Source organism: Winogradskyella pacifica, from assembly GCF_003386275.1.
In the GTDB taxonomy this organism is placed as follows: domain Bacteria; phylum Bacteroidota; class Bacteroidia; order Flavobacteriales; family Flavobacteriaceae; genus Winogradskyella; species Winogradskyella pacifica.
The window spans coordinates 135,174-151,423 of record NZ_QREI01000010.1; the positions used below are offsets into that span (position 1 = coordinate 135,174).

General features: G+C 32.4%; 17 protein-coding genes. 7 read left to right on the forward strand and 10 right to left on the reverse strand.

The genetic code is table 11. The features are described from left to right. Positions 1-523: 523 nt before the first annotated feature. Positions 524-1,237, reverse strand: coding sequence for a peptidylprolyl isomerase (locus DFQ09_RS17320; RefSeq protein WP_115812634.1), 714 nt, complete (start codon positions 1,235-1,237; stop codon positions 524-526). Positions 1,238-1,239: 2 nt separating this feature from the next. Here DFQ09_RS17320 and DFQ09_RS17325 point away from each other — a divergent pair, with 2 nt between their 5' ends. Together DFQ09_RS17325 and DFQ09_RS17330 are read left to right on the forward strand one after the other, a co-directional pair. After that, a complete protein-coding gene (locus DFQ09_RS17325; RefSeq protein WP_115812636.1) occupies positions 1,240-1,884 on the forward strand; it encodes an NUDIX hydrolase in 645 nt (214 codons plus the stop codon). Positions 1,885-1,932: 48 nt separating this feature from the next. Further along, a complete protein-coding gene (locus DFQ09_RS17330; protein ID WP_020894519.1) occupies positions 1,933-2,733 on the forward strand; it encodes a lysophospholipid acyltransferase family protein in 801 nt (266 codons plus the stop codon). A gap of 256 nt (positions 2,734-2,989) precedes the next feature. Here DFQ09_RS17330 and DFQ09_RS17335 read toward each other — a convergent pair whose 3' ends face one another. Further along, positions 2,990-3,622 (reverse strand): hypothetical protein, encoded by a 633-nt coding sequence (locus tag DFQ09_RS17335; protein WP_115812638.1) that lies wholly within the window; start codon positions 3,620-3,622, stop codon positions 2,990-2,992. Between the two features lie 4 nt (positions 3,623-3,626). Beyond that, the gene (locus tag DFQ09_RS17340; RefSeq protein WP_115812640.1) at positions 3,627-4,121 is read right to left on the reverse strand and encodes an RNA polymerase sigma factor; all 495 of its coding nucleotides are present in this window, start codon (positions 4,119-4,121) and stop codon (positions 3,627-3,629) included. A gap of 136 nt (positions 4,122-4,257) precedes the next feature. Here DFQ09_RS17340 and DFQ09_RS17345 point away from each other — a divergent pair, with 136 nt between their 5' ends. After that, positions 4,258-5,529, forward strand: a complete 1,272-nt coding sequence (locus tag DFQ09_RS17345; protein WP_115812642.1) for an NAD(P)/FAD-dependent oxidoreductase — start codon at positions 4,258-4,260, stop codon at positions 5,527-5,529. A gap of 62 nt (positions 5,530-5,591) precedes the next feature. On the opposite strand, the gene DFQ09_RS17350 is transcribed toward DFQ09_RS17345, so the two are convergent. Beyond that, positions 5,592-6,278, reverse strand: a complete 687-nt coding sequence (locus DFQ09_RS17350; RefSeq protein WP_115812644.1) for a lysoplasmalogenase — start codon at positions 6,276-6,278, stop codon at positions 5,592-5,594. A 158-nt stretch (positions 6,279-6,436) separates the two neighbouring features. Here DFQ09_RS17350 and DFQ09_RS17355 point away from each other — a divergent pair, with 158 nt between their 5' ends. Next, positions 6,437-8,635 (forward strand): TonB-dependent receptor, encoded by a 2,199-nt coding sequence (locus DFQ09_RS17355; RefSeq protein ID WP_245940387.1) that lies wholly within the window; start codon positions 6,437-6,439, stop codon positions 8,633-8,635. Positions 8,636-8,726: 91 nt separating this feature from the next. Continuing rightward, entirely contained in the window at positions 8,727-9,458 is a 732-nt protein-coding gene (locus tag DFQ09_RS17360) for an energy transducer TonB (protein WP_115812646.1), read from the forward strand. 148 nt (positions 9,459-9,606) lie between these two features. Here the strand turns inward: DFQ09_RS17360 and DFQ09_RS17365 are convergent, their stop codons facing one another. After that, entirely contained in the window at positions 9,607-10,125 is a 519-nt protein-coding gene (locus DFQ09_RS17365) for a GNAT family N-acetyltransferase (RefSeq protein WP_317124911.1), read from the reverse strand. Positions 10,126-10,271: 146 nt separating this feature from the next. On the opposite strand from DFQ09_RS17365, the gene DFQ09_RS17370 reads away from it, so the two are divergent. Beyond that, entirely contained in the window at positions 10,272-11,276 is a 1,005-nt protein-coding gene (locus DFQ09_RS17370) for a sugar kinase (RefSeq protein WP_115812650.1), read from the forward strand. Positions 11,277-11,330: 54 nt separating this feature from the next. On the opposite strand, the gene DFQ09_RS17375 is transcribed toward DFQ09_RS17370, so the two are convergent. Next, a complete protein-coding gene (locus DFQ09_RS17375; RefSeq protein WP_115812652.1) occupies positions 11,331-12,137 on the reverse strand; it encodes an AraC family transcriptional regulator in 807 nt (268 codons plus the stop codon). 167 nt (positions 12,138-12,304) lie between these two features. Here DFQ09_RS17375 and DFQ09_RS17380 point away from each other — a divergent pair, with 167 nt between their 5' ends. Next, positions 12,305-13,825, forward strand: coding sequence for a succinate CoA transferase (locus DFQ09_RS17380; RefSeq protein ID WP_115812654.1), 1,521 nt, complete (start codon positions 12,305-12,307; stop codon positions 13,823-13,825). A gap of 50 nt (positions 13,826-13,875) precedes the next feature. Here the strand turns inward: DFQ09_RS17380 and DFQ09_RS17385 are convergent, their stop codons facing one another. The 4 genes from DFQ09_RS17385 to DFQ09_RS17400 all read right to left on the reverse strand — a co-directional run. Beyond that, positions 13,876-14,286: a BLUF domain-containing protein gene (locus tag DFQ09_RS17385; protein ID WP_115812656.1), complete on the reverse strand. Its 411-nt coding sequence runs from the start codon at positions 14,284-14,286 to the stop codon at positions 13,876-13,878. Positions 14,287-14,514: 228 nt separating this feature from the next. Further along, positions 14,515-15,333: a GIY-YIG nuclease family protein gene (locus DFQ09_RS17390; protein WP_115812658.1), complete on the reverse strand. Its 819-nt coding sequence runs from the start codon at positions 15,331-15,333 to the stop codon at positions 14,515-14,517. A 165-nt stretch (positions 15,334-15,498) separates the two neighbouring features. Beyond that, entirely contained in the window at positions 15,499-15,843 is a 345-nt protein-coding gene (locus DFQ09_RS17395; protein ID WP_115812660.1) for a hypothetical protein, read from the reverse strand. Between the two features lie 62 nt (positions 15,844-15,905). Continuing rightward, a partial coding sequence (locus tag DFQ09_RS17400; RefSeq protein ID WP_147298368.1) for an integrase core domain-containing protein occupies positions 15,906-16,250 on the reverse strand: 345 nt, incomplete at its 5' end.

The following is a 16,250-nucleotide window of genomic DNA, read 5'->3' on the forward strand; positions in this document are numbered from 1 at the left end:
TAAGGAAAACAAGGTACTGAAAATAGGGAGGATATTTCTTAAATATTTTATAATTCTTAAGGCAAGTTACACAGCGATTAAAAGTGTTTTAAAGAATAGGATGATAAATTATTAGTTATAAAAACGGACACATCTGTTATCTTTTATATTGAAGCTTTGCGACTTAGCGAGAAAAAATTACACTGAGATTCACGGAGTATTCACAGAGACTCACAGAGAAAAAGTTTGGTACGACTTTCACGAGTCATTTCATATAAAAAGTGTACGCTCCAGTTTTCTTTTATTTTGAATTTTTTTTGCTTTGCAACTTTGTCGCTTTGTCGTTTTGTGACTTTACGGCTTTTACGTCTTAGCGAGAAAAAATTACACTGAGATTCACGGAGTGCTCACAGAGACTCACAGAGAAAAAGGTTGGTACGACTTTCACTAATCATTTTATATAAAAAATATACGCTCTAGTTTTCTTTTACTTTGAAACTTTTTATGCTTTGCAACTTTGTCGTTTTGTGACTTTGCAACTTTGTTACTCAATCAACTCCACCTTTCTAATATAAACATTACTTAAAGGCCAATCTCCATCATCTGTTTTAACAGCGTTAATTTTATCTACGACATCCATTCCTTTGGTGACTTCACCAAAAACAGTATAATCGCCATCTAAATAATCAGCTCCTCCATTACGTTGAATGATAAAAAACTGAAAAGGAGAGGCTAGCTTGTAGGCATTTTCAATTTCACTACTTGGCATAGAAACGGCTCCACGTTTATGAGTGTAACCCCTTTTGGTGTCTGGAGGTAATAAGTAATGACCAATTTTCTGTCGTCTTTCGGCAATATTATAATCGTCGCTACTGCCGCCTTGAATTACAAAGTCTTTGACGACTCTATAAAACAGTGTGCCATTAAAATATTGGCGTTTGGTTAGGTAAACGAAATTGGCTCTATGGAATTTAGTTTTATCATACAGCTGAATTTCTATAATTCCGAAATCAGTGGTTATTCTCACTTTATCTTCTTGGTTTTCCTTTTCGTATTCTAAAAAGAATTCCATTGCATTGTTATCTGTAAGTAATGGGAACTCTGATGTGGTTGTCTCTTTAGTTTCAACTTTTGGTTTCGATTTAATAGAATCTTTTACAACTGTTGTATTTGTTTTTTTTGAAGTTTGTTTATCTTCACAACTCAGAAGTAATAATCCAAATCCAATAATCATTGGAATCACTAATTGAAATCTCATAAATGCTTTTTAATACGTTTTTAGAATCTGTAGTAAAAATAAAACATCTTGAGCTTTCAGGCGAAGACTCTCATGCAAAAATGTCTCCTCCTTATCGATTAGAATTGGCCAAAAAAGTAAGAGAGAAGTCTAAAACCGCTAGAAAGGCTGGGGTTATGGCTTTGTTTTATCCCAATACGAATGACGAAACCTATCTCGTTCTTATTCTCCGCAAAACGTATAAAGGAGTACATTCTGCCCAAGTCGGTTTTCCAGGAGGAAAATATGAAGATGAAGATGATAATGATTTAATGATCACTGCTATTAGAGAGACGGAAGAAGAGATTGGTGTTAACCGAATACATATAGATGTTTTAAAAAAAATGTCACCATTATACATTCCGCCAAGCAATTTTATGGTGCATCCTTACATTGGGATTTCAAAAGAATATTTAATTTTCACCAAACAAGATGAAGAAGTAGAAGCGATTATTGAAGTAAAGTTGAGTGATTTTCTAAGTGACAACAAAATATTAACCACCACAGTACCAACATCTTTTGATGAAGCGGTAGATGTACCAGCTTTTAATTTTAATGGCCATATTGTTTGGGGTGCAACCGCAATGATGCTAGGAGAAATAAAAGACTTGTTAAAACAAGTTTTATAATTTAACTTAATGGTTACATTTGTAATTGACAAAATTTGAAAATTTACTATGGGATTATTTAAAAGAAATCCTTTTGGACATATACTTTGGGTTAAAAAATGGTTGATTAGAATCTTAGGTGCCTTAACGCATCGTCGTTTTAGAGGATTCAATGAATTACAGATCGAAGGTTCAGAAATTATTAAAAATCTTCCAGACAATAACGTCTTATTCATTTCTAACCATCAAACCTATTTTGCAGATGTAATTGCAATGTTTCATGTGTTTAATGCAAGTTTAAGTAATCGTGATGATTCTATTAAGAATATAGGATATCTATGGAATCCTAAACTTAATGTGTACTATGTAGCAGCGAAAGAAACTATGAAATCCGGACTTTTACCAAAAGTCTTGGCTTATGTAGGTTCTATAAGTATAGAGCGTACGTGGAGATCTCAGGGTAAGGATGTCAATCGCCAAGTAAAAATGAGTGATATTTCTAGTATTGGGAAAGCTTTAGACGATGGCTGGGTTATTACATTTCCGCAAGGAACAACCACACCGTTTAAACCGATTAGAAAAGGAACTGCTCATATTATAAAACGCTACAAACCTATTGTTATACCAATTGTTATTGATGGTTTTAGACGTTCGTTTGATAAAAAAGGGTTACGCGTTAAAAAGAAAAATATATTTCAATCTTTTGAAATAAAAGCTCCTTTAGAAATAGATTATGAGAATGAATCTATTGATTCTATCGTTGAAAAAATTGAATATGCTATTGAGCAACACCCTTCGTTTTTAAAAGTAATTCCGCAAGACGTACTTGAGGAAAATGAGCGTTTAAATAAGGAATTGCGAGATATGTAGATTTGAGATCTTTATAAAATTCTATACCATCGTTTAAATTGTAAAGCTTAGAATTTTGTGCAAGTACTTATTCACGTTTTATTATTTTATGCTTTATAACAAGTAGTACGTATTATGAAAAACTCATATGTGAATAGAAACTATAATTAAGCTATACGTTTTAGACTATATGATCTATTTAAAAACCGAGTTCATAATCTTATTGGGGTTATGAACTCGGTTTTTATTGTAAGTATGTATTATAGATTTTAGTTATCTAAACTTCCATCTTCTTTAATTCGTTATAATTTTTGTTAAGACGTTTAATTAAGATGCCATAAATTAATCTATAAAACAGCCAAACAAATAATAAAAATACTAAAGTTATACCTATAACAGCAGCAGACATAACTATGAGCTGTGTAGGTGAGGCTAAATTTAGTTTTTCTGAAATTTCAGGGTGTTCATTAAGCGAAGAATAAAAAGCCAAAGGCATACTAATAAGTCCTAATAGTAAATTAAATAGCACATAGTATTTAATGATTTTTCGGGTCTTAAGAATACTTTCCATCAACTTTTTTGCATTATCAGTTACCGAAATGGCTTTTTGAGATTTCCAAAGTAGAAATACAAATGTTATAATTACAGAATAACTTAGGATGTTCATTCCTATATATACCCAACTATGACTCATTTCTTCAAACTGTGCCTTTATCTTACTTGATAATACAAAAGGCAATAAATTAATCAATACCCAAAAGACTAATTCAGCAATACTTATGTAAAATAATGTTTTTACAATGCTCGACGATTTTTTATGACTCATGTTATAGATATCACTATCTGTAAATGATTTATATTGATTCTCGGATTTATTCCAATCCTTCTTTAATAATTCTAATTCATCCATAATGTTACGGATTAAGTATGGTTCTTAATTTCTTTTTAACGCGATTCATTTTCACTCGTGCATTCACTTCAGATATACCTAGAGTCGCGCTTATCTCTCTATAATCTTTGTCTTCTAAATACAAGAAAACTAAAGCTTTTTCAATATCATTTAATTGATGTACAGCTTGGTATAAGAGCTTTAGTTGCTGCTCTTCTGTATCATCGTATTCTTCCGCTTTTATTTTAAACTCAACGGAATCAAATTCCTGAGTATTTATACTTCGTTTCGATTTTCTGTATAACGTAATTGCGGTATTTAACCCTACACGATACATCCAAGTGCTAAATTTAGCATCTCCTCTAAACTTAGGGAAGGCTCGCCATAATTGTATGGTGATTTCTTGAAACAAATCGTTATGCGCATCTGCATTGTTGGTGTATAAACGACACACCTTATGCACAATGTTTTGATGCTTTTGCAACTGTTCTACAAAACTATGTTCTAGTTCTTTGTTCAATTGATGAAATTAGTTGGTTATCTAATTAGTAGTAAGAGTTTCTGTTTTGTTACAAATTTATTCAACTATTGTTTTAAAAGACAATTTTAGGTTTGATAATTCGTATTTTTGTAGCTGAAATTACAATAGATATTTAATGAATATTCCTCAGTCTAATCTACCAAGAATCGTCATTATAGGTGGTGGTTTTGCTGGTATAAACTTAGTCAAATCTTTAGCCAATAAAAATTTTCAAGTGGTCTTAATAGACAAACGTAACTACCATACGTTTCAACCATTATTATACCAAGTCTCTAGTTCGGGTTTAGAACCAGATTCTATTGCGTATCCGCTTCGAAAGATTATAAAAAAGCATCATACTACATTTTTCCGTTTAACAGAGGTTGAACAAATTCTACCAGAAAAGAATGAAATTATTACATCTATTGGTCATTTAACTTATGATTACTTGGTTCTTGCCACTGGAACAAAAACCAATTATTTTGGCAATAAGGCGATTCAGTCATCTAGTATGCCAATGAAAACGGTACCACAAGCTTTGGATATACGAAGTTTAATTTTACAAAATTTTGAAAAAGCCGCCATTGCAGATTCAAAAGCAGAGCGCGAAGCGTTTCTTAATTTTGTGATTGTTGGAGCAGGACCAACAGGAGTAGAGCTCGCTGGTGCCATAGCAGAGTTAAAAAATAATATTTTACCTAGAGATTATCACGATTTAGATCCTGATGATATGCACATTCATTTATTAGAAGGTGCAGATCGTGTATTGCCGCCAATGAGTGAACATGCTTCAAAAAAGGCGACACAATTTTTAAATAAATTAGGTGTTAAAATACACTGCAACACGTTTGTAAAGCATTACGACGGTACAATGGTTACGACGAATTCTGAATTAAAATTAGAATCTGAAACCTTAATATGGGCAGCAGGTGTTACTGGTGCTCCGGTACAAGGGTTAAAAGCTGAGGCTTTAATAGAAGGTGCAAACCGCTATAAGGTGAATCAATTTAATCAAATAGAAGATTACGCTAATATTTTTGCTGTTGGAGATATTGCTTTAATGGCTTCGGAAGAATATCCTAAAGGGCACCCTCAAGTTGCACAACCGGCGATACAACAAGGTAATTTATTAGGGAAAAACTTAGTCCGATTAATAGAAAATAAACCCTTGAAACCCTTTGTATATAAAGACAAAGGCTCTATGGCTACTATTGGTAGAAATAAAGCCGTTGTGGATTTAAAACATTATAAGTTCGGTGGTTTTTTTGCTTGGTTTATATGGATGTTTGTACACTTAATGTCGTTGGTAGGTTTTAGAAATCGAGTGATTGTATTATTCAATTGGACGTATAATTACATCAATTTTGATAAAGCAGCACGACTGATAATCCGACCGTTTAAGAAATAGGGTGTAAGGTCTTATTTGAAACTTTAGATTTAAAGTGCTTTAACAATGATTAAAACGAGCTGTTACTTTAGAATTATTTCAGTTTTTAGCTTTAAAATCCCAATAACAATTAAGTATTGCGCTAAAGCATAGGTTATCATAATACTAAAGTCAGAATAATTTAGTGGTGCATAAAACTTATTAAGCGCCAAAATGCTATCTGAAACCATAAATAGTAAAGCTCCTAAAAATACGAGGCCGTAACTCAATATATTTACCGTGTCTTTTCTTAAATAAGCTGCAGTTGCCATGCTTAAAATAACCAGCATGTAAATAACAACCGGAATAAACATATTTCCTAAATTTCCATTTAAAAAATAGAATAAGCTCGCTGCATAAACGAGTAAGACTGCTATAAATCCTAAAGGTGATTTTTGCTTGTTTCTATGTTTCAAAAATACCAAAACATACATTAGATGAGCTGTTAAAAAAGCAACTAAGCCCAATGTAAAAAAGTGAGGTGATTTATCTACAAACATTAGTAATATGTCTCCTAGAACAGAAAAAACCAAAGCTAAAAGCGTTCCGTTTTTTATCGTTTTAGGTAGTGATTCAGACGTATTTAAAAAGAAAACAATAAGACTAATCACAATAGCTGGTTTCGCGATATAATGAACTGTTTTTAGAGATTCTACACTTCCTGTTGCAAGTTCGATAAGCACAATAATAAAGAAGAGAATGCTGAATTGTTTTTCTGTTTTAGATAACATTTAGGTGGTTTTATGGAATGTGTGTATGCGTTGAACCAAATATATTCAATTCGTCATAGAAAATATACAGTTCGGTAAAATAGAATTCATGTTCACTTAAAAAGACGTCAAATTTGTGCTATCAACAAAAAACGAACTTTTTAATCATCAATCAAATCATGAAATCACAGATTCACAACTACCCAGAGAACACTAGAAAAATGGTGCTTAAAACTCTAATCACAATTATTGCACTTTTAATTAATACCATTATATTTTCACAAACTACTATTTCAGGAAAAGTTACAGATACTAAAGGCGAAGCTATTATTGGGGCTAATGTGTATTTAGAAGGTACTTATGATGGAGCTACTTCAGATGACCGTGGTAAATTCGCTTTTTCAACAGTCGAAACAGGAATACAAACCTTAAGCATTTCCTTTTTATCTTTTGAAACTAAAACGATTGTTGATAATGTTTCAAAATTTCAAAACCTTCAAATAAAGTTACGAGAAGACGTAGAATCTTTAGATGCCGTAATTATTAGTGCAGGTATTTTTGAAGCGAGTGATAACTCTAAGGTTTCTGTTTTAAAACCGTTAGATGTGGTGACTACAGCAAGTGCTTTAGGTGATTACGTCGGTGCACTACAGACCTTGCCAGGAACGTCGAATGTTGCAGAAGATGGTCGTTTGTTTGTGCGTGGTGGAAATGCCGATGAAACTCAAATTTTTATAGATGGTATTCGCGTGTTTACACCTTACACGCCAACTACTAATGACATTCCGACGCGTGGACGTTACTCTCCATTTTTGTTTGATGGTATTACATTTTCAACAGGTGGATATGCTTCAGAATTCGGACAAGCATTATCGAGTGTACTACTTTTAAATACTATTGACGAGCCAGACCAAGAGAAAACTGATATTGGTATTATGAGTGTTGGTGCTAGTTTAGGCAATACACAGAAATGGGAGAAATCATCTTTGAGTTTTAGTGCTAGTTACATTAATCTGGCACCTTATTTAGCCATTTTTGAAGATAAAAACGAATGGAAAACTCCTTTTGTAGGGGCACAAGGTGAAACTGTTTTTAGACAAAAATTGAATAATGGCATGTTGAAGTTTTATGCTGCATTTGATGCTACAAAATTCGAATTAAATCAAGAAGATATTAATTATAAAGAGGGTATCGATTTTAAATTGAATAACAATAATTTCTATCTCAACACATCGTATAAAGGGGTTTTAGGGTATAATTGGTCATTGTCTTCTGGTGTGAGTTATACGTATGCTAAAAATAAAATAGGCATTGAAATGACTGAGATAAATGACACTGAAAATTCTGCACATGTAAAATTGAAATTAAAAAAACGATTCAATAGTAGATTTAAGTTGAGTTTTGGCGCCGAACAGTTTATAACCGATTTTGACGAGAATTATAAAGAAGATACTATAGATGAAACGTATGGTTTTAATAATAATATAACTGCAGCATTTGCTGAAGCAGACGTCATTTTTTCTAAAAATCTAGCCCTAAAGGTTGGAGTGAGAGCAGACCATAGTTCTATATTTAATTCTACAGATATTGCACCAAGGGCTGCATTGGCTTATAAAAGTTCTAAAAATGGACAGTTCTCTTTAGCTTATGGTAACTTTTTTCAAAATCCAAATAGTACTATTTTAAAATTTGCACACAATTTAAAAGCACAAAAAACATCACATTATATAATTAATTATCAATATGTAAATGATGGAAAAATATTTAGAGCAGAAGCCTATCGAAAAGATTATGATAACCTCATAAAATTTGATGGTGAGTTTGAAACCTTTACGACTAATTTTGAATCTACAGGTGACGGCTATGCGCTGGGGCTCGATTTATTTTGGAGAGATAACACGAGCATTAAAAATTTAGATTATTGGATCAGTTATTCCTATTTAGATACCGAACGCGATTATAGAAATTATACAACTGCAGCACAACCAAGTTATGCGACCAATCATAATCTATCTATTGTAGGAAAGTATTGGATAGAAAGTTTAAAAAGTCAAGTTGGTTTTGATTATGGCTTTTCTTCTGGTCGTCCTTATACCAATCCTAATACAACTGATTTTCTAAATGAACGCACAAAACCATTTAATAGTCTAAGTTTAAATTGGGCTTATTTATTAGACCAACAAAAGATTCTTTATTTCTCTGTAAATAACGTATTAGGGTTTAAAAATGTAAATGGTTATCAGTACGCAGATACACCAAATTTAAATGGCCAATTTAGCAGAAGGGCATTAACTCCTGCTGCAGATCAATTCTTTTTTGTTGGGTTCTTTTGGACCATAAGTGAAAACGGAAATGACAATCAATTAAATAACTTATAACTCTTAAGGCATTGATAATAAGTGAAACATGACATAAGTCATGATTTTTTAGCATCATGATACTTACTTTTATGTAACAAAATTAAACGTCATGGAACTCAAAAAAAACCCAAAAGCCAATGTAGGTCGAAACAGCAGTTTATTTTTTGCTGTTGGCTTAAACGTAATGTTACTTTTAACGTATTTAGGATTGGAACATAAGACTTACGATATAGAAGCCGTTAAAATTGACGTCTTAATGTTAGAAGATCAATTTGATGAAGATATTCCGATAACAATAATCGATGTATTACCACCACCACCTCCTCCGCAGCAACAAGTCGTAACAGAAGTTATTACCATAGTTGAAGACGTTGCAGATGTTGAAGAAAGTGTTATTCAAAGTACAGAAATAGGACAAGACGATACTATTGATGAGCGTGAAGTTGGTATTGAAGATGTTGCTGTAGAAGACGTAGAAGAAGATATTGAAGTGCCTTTTGCATTGATTGAAAAAGTGCCGCAATTCCCAGGGTGTACAGGGAACAATAAAGAATTAAGAGCGTGTTTTGAGCGAAAAATTCAAGAACATCTGCACAAACACTTTAAATACCCAGAAGCAGCCGCAGAACTAAATATTGATGGTAAGGTGTATGTATTCTTTTTAATTGATAAATATGGAAATGTTACTAAAGTTAAGAGTAGAGGACCAGACCAACTTTTAGAAACAGAAGCAGAGCGTATCATTAATTTATTACCCAAAATGGAACCAGGAAGACAGCGTGATATGAATGTAAGTGTTCCTTATAGTATTCCTATTAACTTTAAATTGCAACAACAATAATAATAATAATAATAATAATAATAATAATAATTTTTAAACCGCTTACATAATATTAATCCTAAGTTTAGTTTGATTGAAATGTCATATTGAGTGCAGTTGAAAACATTAGCAATAAAATGTGCTTTAGCTGTGCTCATAATGGCATTTTTTATAGCGGATTCTGTAATTCATACCAATTGCATACATCACCTTCATACTCAAAAGTACCTTTGTGCTGCATACCAATTTTTCTTAGAATAGTATTAGAAGCTATGTGATTAACATCAGCAGCGGCTCCGATTTTTTCGAGTTTTAAATCTTTAAATCCATAGTCTAAAGAAGCAAGAGCCGCTTCCGTAGCATAACCTTTACCCCAAAATTGCTCTTTTAGCCTGTAACCTATATCATAATAGTTAAATTCTTTTCTGAGTATGGTTTCATATTTAAGTCCAGACCAACCTATAAAGGCATTTGTATTTTTTTCTATTAATGCTAAACGCCCTATATGATTTGTTTCGTATTGTTTTAAAATATTCGCAATCATAACTTCAGATTCTTCAAGCGTTTTTACTGGGGTATTTCCAAGATAAACATGAACATTAGGATTAGAATCTAATTCAAAAAAATCGTGTACATCTTGTTCTGTAATTGGTCTAAGGATGAGTCGTTCGGTTTCAATAATTTTCATATTCATAATTATGTTTATTTCCTCTTTTTAGTTCACTATTCACTAATCTTCAAAAAAATGAATTTAAGTTATAATCTTTTATGATGTTATTATTTTTAGTTTAAATAATTATTTAACTTTAAAAATTAGATATCAAAATTTAAACTATGAATCAAATTATTACATTCGGAGAAGTTTTAATGCGTATTTCACCAAGAGGAAATAAAAAGTTTATGCAATCTAATATTGCTGAATTTTATTTTGGTGGTACCGAGTTAAATGTTGGTATATCTATTGCAAATTTTGGTGGTAAAGTGAAACATATCAGTGTTGTTTCCGATGATTTTATTGGAGATACTGCTTTAGCATACATTAGAAAGTTTGGGGTGAGTACATCTTCTATAGAATATTCAAAACGACCTCTAGGAGTCTATTTTTTAGAAGTAGGAGCTGTAATGCGCCCAAGTAAAATTTCGTATAACAGATCGCATTCGTCGTTTTCGGAAATAGTGCCGGTAATGGTCGATTGGGAAAAGGCATTGAGAAAAGCCAATTGGTTACATTGGACGGGTATTACACCAGCGCTAACACAAGGTGCTTTTGACACATTAAAAGAAGGTCTTGTTTTAGCTAGAGAGAAAGGAATTACCGTTTCTGCAGATCCAACGTATCGCAGTGGTTTATGGCAATATGGCAAAGATGCTAAATCGTCTTTAATAGAATTATTGCACTATTCTAATATTTTTATTGGTGGTATAAATGAAATTAATGAAGTTTTGGGGACTAATTATAGTTATTCAAATGAAGATTTTCTGAAAGCAAGTCAAGAACTTATGGAAACATTTCCATCAATTGAAAAGGTGTTTGATAAAATTAGAACCTCGCTAAATTCATCATGGCATCGTATTAGAGCAAGAATGTGGAATGGTGTAGAATTTAAAGAATCTGAAGATTTAGATATTACCCATGTTATAGATAGAATTGGTACGGGTGATGCATTTGCTGCTGGATTAATTCATGGTTTACAAGAGTATGATGATTTTAAAGCAATGCAATTTGCAAGTGCAGCTTGCGCATTAAAACATACTTACGAAGGTGATGTTAACTATGCTAATGCAGACGACGTTTTATCTATTTTGGATGGTAATATTTCTGGACGTTTTCAACGTTAAATAGTTTTTGAAATTTAGAACAGTCAAATTTGAAAAATTCAGAACCAGATAGGACTAAGGTTCTAAGTAAATCTCATTCGCTTTTCTATATTCAGAAGGGCGTTTTCCCATGATATTGCTAAATGTATTACTAAAAGTAGGTAAACTACTATAGCCCACCATATGGGCAATTTCAGATATATTATAATCGGAGTTCATTAAATATTCTAAAGACTTAAATATGCGTAATTGCGTATAATACTTTATAAATGACATGCCCACATCTTTCTTAAAAAGGCGGTATAGGGATTTATCTGTCATGCTAAATTTTGAAGCCAATTGCGGTAATAAATGTTCTTGGTGTATTTGATCTTTAAGATAATTCGTAATATTAATTAATCGGTTGTCAGTAGGGTGAGGCAGTTCTAAATGTAGGGATTTTGAAACTGTTTGCTCTAAAAGCACCTTAAATGAACTGACAATGAGATACTTGTTTTTTTGCGATTTTAAAATATCACCATTCCAAGTTTTTGTAAAAAGTAACATTTCCATGAGTAAGTTATTTATAGGGTAAATACCTTCTTTACTATAAAATACTGAGGAGATAGATGATACTGGGAAATAAAGATTTCGCATTACAACTTTTGGAGAGCTAGGATAGATGGAGTGTCTTACTCCAGACGGAATCCACATATAATGGCGTGCTGGTAGATAATACATTCTAGTATTGGTTTTTATATGGACCACACCACCTTCAACATATATAAATTGGCCTTTATCATGACTATGCGTTTCTATGAATTTTTCTCCCATTAAGTTATGGTAGCAAAATATGCTTTGTGGATTCTTATCAACTTCGGTTAAATAATACTTAGAATTCATAATATATCTATACAGGAACTTATTTGCACTAAATTAATAAAATATTGTCTTTTTTCAATAAATAGACAATAAATATCTTCTATAAATTGCAACTTCGTTTTATTAAAAACATAATAAAATGAGCGATAAGAATATAAAAGGTAATTTTTTTAGCAAAATTTTGTAAAATGATCAATAATAAACAAAGAATAAAATATTTCCCTTATTTAGATAAAATTCAAACTCCAGAACAGGCGGCTTTATTGATAAAAAATAAAGATGTGTTAGGTGTTAGTGGTTTTACCAAAGCAGGTGATAGTAAAACAGTGCTCCCTCAATTTGCAAAAAGAGCATTGCACGAGGATTTAAAAGTTACTGTATTAAGTGGGGCTTCTTTGGGGTATGATACAGATGCAGATTTAGCTAAAAATGGAGCCTTATACAAAAGAATGCCGTTTCAGGCAGATCCTACATTGCGAAAAAGTATTAATAGTCATGAGGTGCTTTATGTCGATCAACATTTGGGTCAAACCGCAGATATGCTTCAAAAAATTGATAAGTTTAAAATTAATATCGCAATAATTGAAGCCGTATCTATCACAGATGAAGGTTTTATTGTACCGACCACTTCAGTTGGAAATTCGCCTATTTTCGCAGATAATGCAGATCAGATTATAATCGAAATTAATACTACTTTTCCAGAAAGTCTTGCCGGTATTCATGATGTAAAATTATTGAAAAAACAACCCAATCGCGAGATTATTCCGGTATTAGAATCCGATTCACGAATAGGTGATCCTTATATTAGAATTGACCCTAATAAAGTAGTGGCTATAGTTTTTACTAAAGTTCCGGATAGTCCTGCTGTTATCGCTGATCCGGATGAAAAAACGACAGCAATCTCTAATCATATACTTAAGTTTCTAGAAAAAGAGGTGGAGGCGGGGAGGCTGACAGAATCGTTATTGCCTTTACAAGCCGGAATTGGTAAGACGGCAAATGCTATTTTATCGGGTTTTACCAATAGCAAGTTTAAGAATCTTACGATGTATTCTGAAGTCCTTCAGGATAGTACATTCGAGTTATTTGATTCTGGTAAATTGTTATTCGCGTCAGCTTCATCAATTACGGTAACCGAATCGTGCTCAAATAAGATCTTCAGTAATTTTGAAAAATATAAAGAAAAATTACTATTACGACCACAGAATATTAGTAATGCAGCTGAAGTTATTAGTCGTTTGGGGGTAATAGGGATTAATACAGCGATTGAAGTAGATATATACGGAAATGTAAATTCTACACATATCGCTGGTACTAAAATGATGAATGGCATTGGAGGTTCTGGTGATTTTGCAAGAAATGGTTACCTAAGTATATTTGCTTGCCCTTCGATCTCTAAAGAAGGTCGTATATCTCATGTTGTTCCAATGGTCGCTCATACGGACCATACAGAGCACGATGTTGATATTTTAGTTACCGAACAAGGTTTAGCAGATCTTAGAGGTTTAGCACCTGTTGAAAGAGCGCGATTAATTATTGAAAATTGTGTACACCCAGATTATAAAGATCAATTATTAACTTATTTTGAAGAGGCTTATGCCTTAGGAGGACAAACTCCTCACATTCTCGAAAAGGCCTTTAGCTGGCATACAATGTTAAAAGATAAAGGAACCATGAAAGTTGAAGAACTTGTTGATAATTTACATTAATACGAAAGTTAGGTAGAATGTTGTAAATAAAACCCATTGAATGGTTTGATTTATTTGTCACTTAAAATTCTTCTTACAGAGGTCCAAAAACTTAATAATGAGGCTTTAGATTTATCCGAAAGCATAGAAAGTAGTAATAAGTTGTTAATGTATTCTTTGATACTTTCGCTATTAGGTTTGTGGTAAGCCATGTTCCATTCGGTGAAAAATCGGTCTTCGACATTGTTTTCCCAAAGTAAAGTTATTGTATGATGGCGTTGATCGTTTTTAATTTTTTCAAAAACTTGTAGGACATCGTTTTTATGTCCTTCAAGGATTTGAACGAAACTTTTATTATGGTAAATAAGACAGCCTGTAATATTTCTTTCCGAGTTTACAATATTGGCTTTCGCAAGGATATTGTCTAAATCTTCAAGTTCTAGTCCTAATTTTGATTTAGAATGGTAATTTAATTGATACATATTTTTGAGATTAACTTATTCTAAACGGAATTGTGTTTAATAATTTGAATGATTAAGTTGGTAAGTTAGTAAATATAAACGGACTGAAAGTAAACTACTAAAACAGGCCTATGCAATGGCCAAATCGGGATTAATATATGATGAAAATTATAAAAGTACTTTAGTGTAAAATTAATGAGTTTTTACTTGTTTTTTACCACAGTACTTTGTTAGCAGCTGCCTTTTCCTTTATTCCGCTAACATTATTTCGTTAAAATTAATGTCAAATTCTTGTTCTAAATATTCTATTGTTTTCGGTTGTCCTTGCAAAGAAGCCTTGATTAATTGAGAGGAAAAAAGTCCGTTGTTAGATTTCCATTTTCCGTCTTTTCTGTCAACACTTTTAATCCACTCAATTCTTATTGGAAATTCCGAGTTCTCGTTGTCGCAATTGTCATAAATATCCAATGTTTTTAAATCAAGCGTGTTTAATAATTTCCCGTCAATTTTAAAATCATTTACTCTAACTGCTTGTTCTTTTACTCGTCCAATTCCAACATAACCTTTTCCTTTCAAATATGCAGCAACAATGTCGCCTTGCATTAATGTTCGGATTGGGTCGCTGTATTTTCTGTCTTGACCTGCTGATAAAAACCCATATTTTCTACAATCGTCCCAATGTCTATGGTCGCCTTCGCCAACATTTACGTAATAAAGTCCATTTTTAAAATCAAAATGAGCTAAATCAAGATGCATTGTGTCGTGAGGTCGAAATTTATCGGCAAAATGTCCTGACGATTGATTGGTCAAATTTTTTCCTAATTTCCAGATTAATGTTTTTTCTATCAAAAAAGCCTCTCTTTCGGTCAGTTCTTTGGCAATCACTTTTATTATCGGTCTCAAACCAGCTTTTTGGATTGCTTTAATCTGTTTTGATTTTTCGGAATCCGAGTTGTCTTTCAGATGAGCATCTTTCCGGTTAGCTTTTCCTTTTCCGTAATAAAATTCCTCAAAATTTCTTGGGTCAATATAGACGTAAACGTAATATTCGGCTGTTTTTTCTTTCAATCTCGATGTTTCTTAGGTTGCTGCTAACGTGTTAGTATATGGAAAGTTGCGGTTTTGTGTGCGAGGATTTTCCGAAGGAAAATCAGACGTAACAAAACAAGCAACGACCTTTGTTTAAGCCAAATACCAGCAATTTTTTATATACTGTGTTGGCAACTGTATTTTTTAATTTTCCGCTAATTCTTTTTCATCAGTTTCTTCTGGTGATAATCGTGCAATTAGCATTGGTGTCAATATGCAGACAATTCCGATTATTGATTTAGAAATTCCGAAGTCGCCAATGAAATTCATAGCAATTAAATAAATTCCACAAATCAGAAAAATTATATTAGTCAGTTTTTTGTTCCAAATAAAACCTCCAACTAAATATGCAATTCCGATTAAAGTAAACATTCCAGAGTTCAGAATTTGATTAGTTTCATGACTATAATTCAGAAACCAATTAGATATTTTTCCGATTAATATAATTCCAATTAAAATTCTAAAAATTGTAAATAATGTTTTTTTCATTCCTTTTGCGTTTTGTTCAGATATGTCTTGCCCTAAAATATGGCTACAGGTTAAAATTGATTTTATGCGGTTAATTTATAGACCATATTTGGTGTTTTGAAGTCTAAAGATAAATGTAATCTTATTTCATTGTATAAATTAATTGCATTTTTTGCTACTGCTTTCGCGCGTGCTACGTTAGCAAAGGTCTGGTCAAGAAAAAATTCATCTTTTAAGATCCCGTTTACCCGTTCTGCCATTGCGTTTTCGTAACAATGATTTTCTTCTGTCATACTAATCTCTATTTTTTTTCTTTTGAGTATATTGGTGTAAACATTGCTGCAATACTGTATTCCTCTATCCGAATGATGTATGAGTCCTTCAATACTTTTAGCTTGATAAATAGCCTTATTAAGGGCTCTCACGCA

Bases quoted from the DNA above. Each gene is read 5' to 3' on its own strand.
- DFQ09_RS17320 (WP_115812634.1), bottom strand. From the start codon at position 1,237: ATGAGATTTCAATTAGTGATTCCAATGATTATTGGATTTGGATTATTA.
- DFQ09_RS17325 (WP_115812636.1), top strand. From the start codon at position 1,240: ATGCTTTTTAATACGTTTTTAGAATCTGTAGTAAAAATAAAACATCTT.
- DFQ09_RS17330 (WP_020894519.1), top strand. From the start codon at position 1,933: ATGGGATTATTTAAAAGAAATCCTTTTGGACATATACTTTGGGTTAAA.
- DFQ09_RS17335 (WP_115812638.1), bottom strand. From the start codon at position 3,622: ATGGATGAATTAGAATTATTAAAGAAGGATTGGAATAAATCCGAGAAT.
- DFQ09_RS17345 (WP_115812642.1), top strand. From the start codon at position 4,258: ATGAATATTCCTCAGTCTAATCTACCAAGAATCGTCATTATAGGTGGT.
- DFQ09_RS17350 (WP_115812644.1), bottom strand. From the start codon at position 6,278: ATGTTATCTAAAACAGAAAAACAATTCAGCATTCTCTTCTTTATTATT.
- DFQ09_RS17355 (WP_245940387.1), top strand. From the start codon at position 6,437: ATGAAATCACAGATTCACAACTACCCAGAGAACACTAGAAAAATGGTG.
- DFQ09_RS17360 (WP_115812646.1), top strand. From the start codon at position 8,727: ATGGAACTCAAAAAAAACCCAAAAGCCAATGTAGGTCGAAACAGCAGT.
- DFQ09_RS17365 (WP_317124911.1), bottom strand. From the start codon at position 10,125: ATGAAAATTATTGAAACCGAACGACTCATCCTTAGACCAATTACAGAA.
- DFQ09_RS17370 (WP_115812650.1), top strand. From the start codon at position 10,272: ATGAATCAAATTATTACATTCGGAGAAGTTTTAATGCGTATTTCACCA.
- DFQ09_RS17375 (WP_115812652.1), bottom strand. From the start codon at position 12,137: ATGAATTCTAAGTATTATTTAACCGAAGTTGATAAGAATCCACAAAGC.
- DFQ09_RS17380 (WP_115812654.1), top strand. From the start codon at position 12,305: ATGATCAATAATAAACAAAGAATAAAATATTTCCCTTATTTAGATAAA.
- DFQ09_RS17385 (WP_115812656.1), bottom strand. From the start codon at position 14,286: ATGTATCAATTAAATTACCATTCTAAATCAAAATTAGGACTAGAACTT.
- DFQ09_RS17395 (WP_115812660.1), bottom strand. From the start codon at position 15,843: ATGAAAAAAACATTATTTACAATTTTTAGAATTTTAATTGGAATTATA.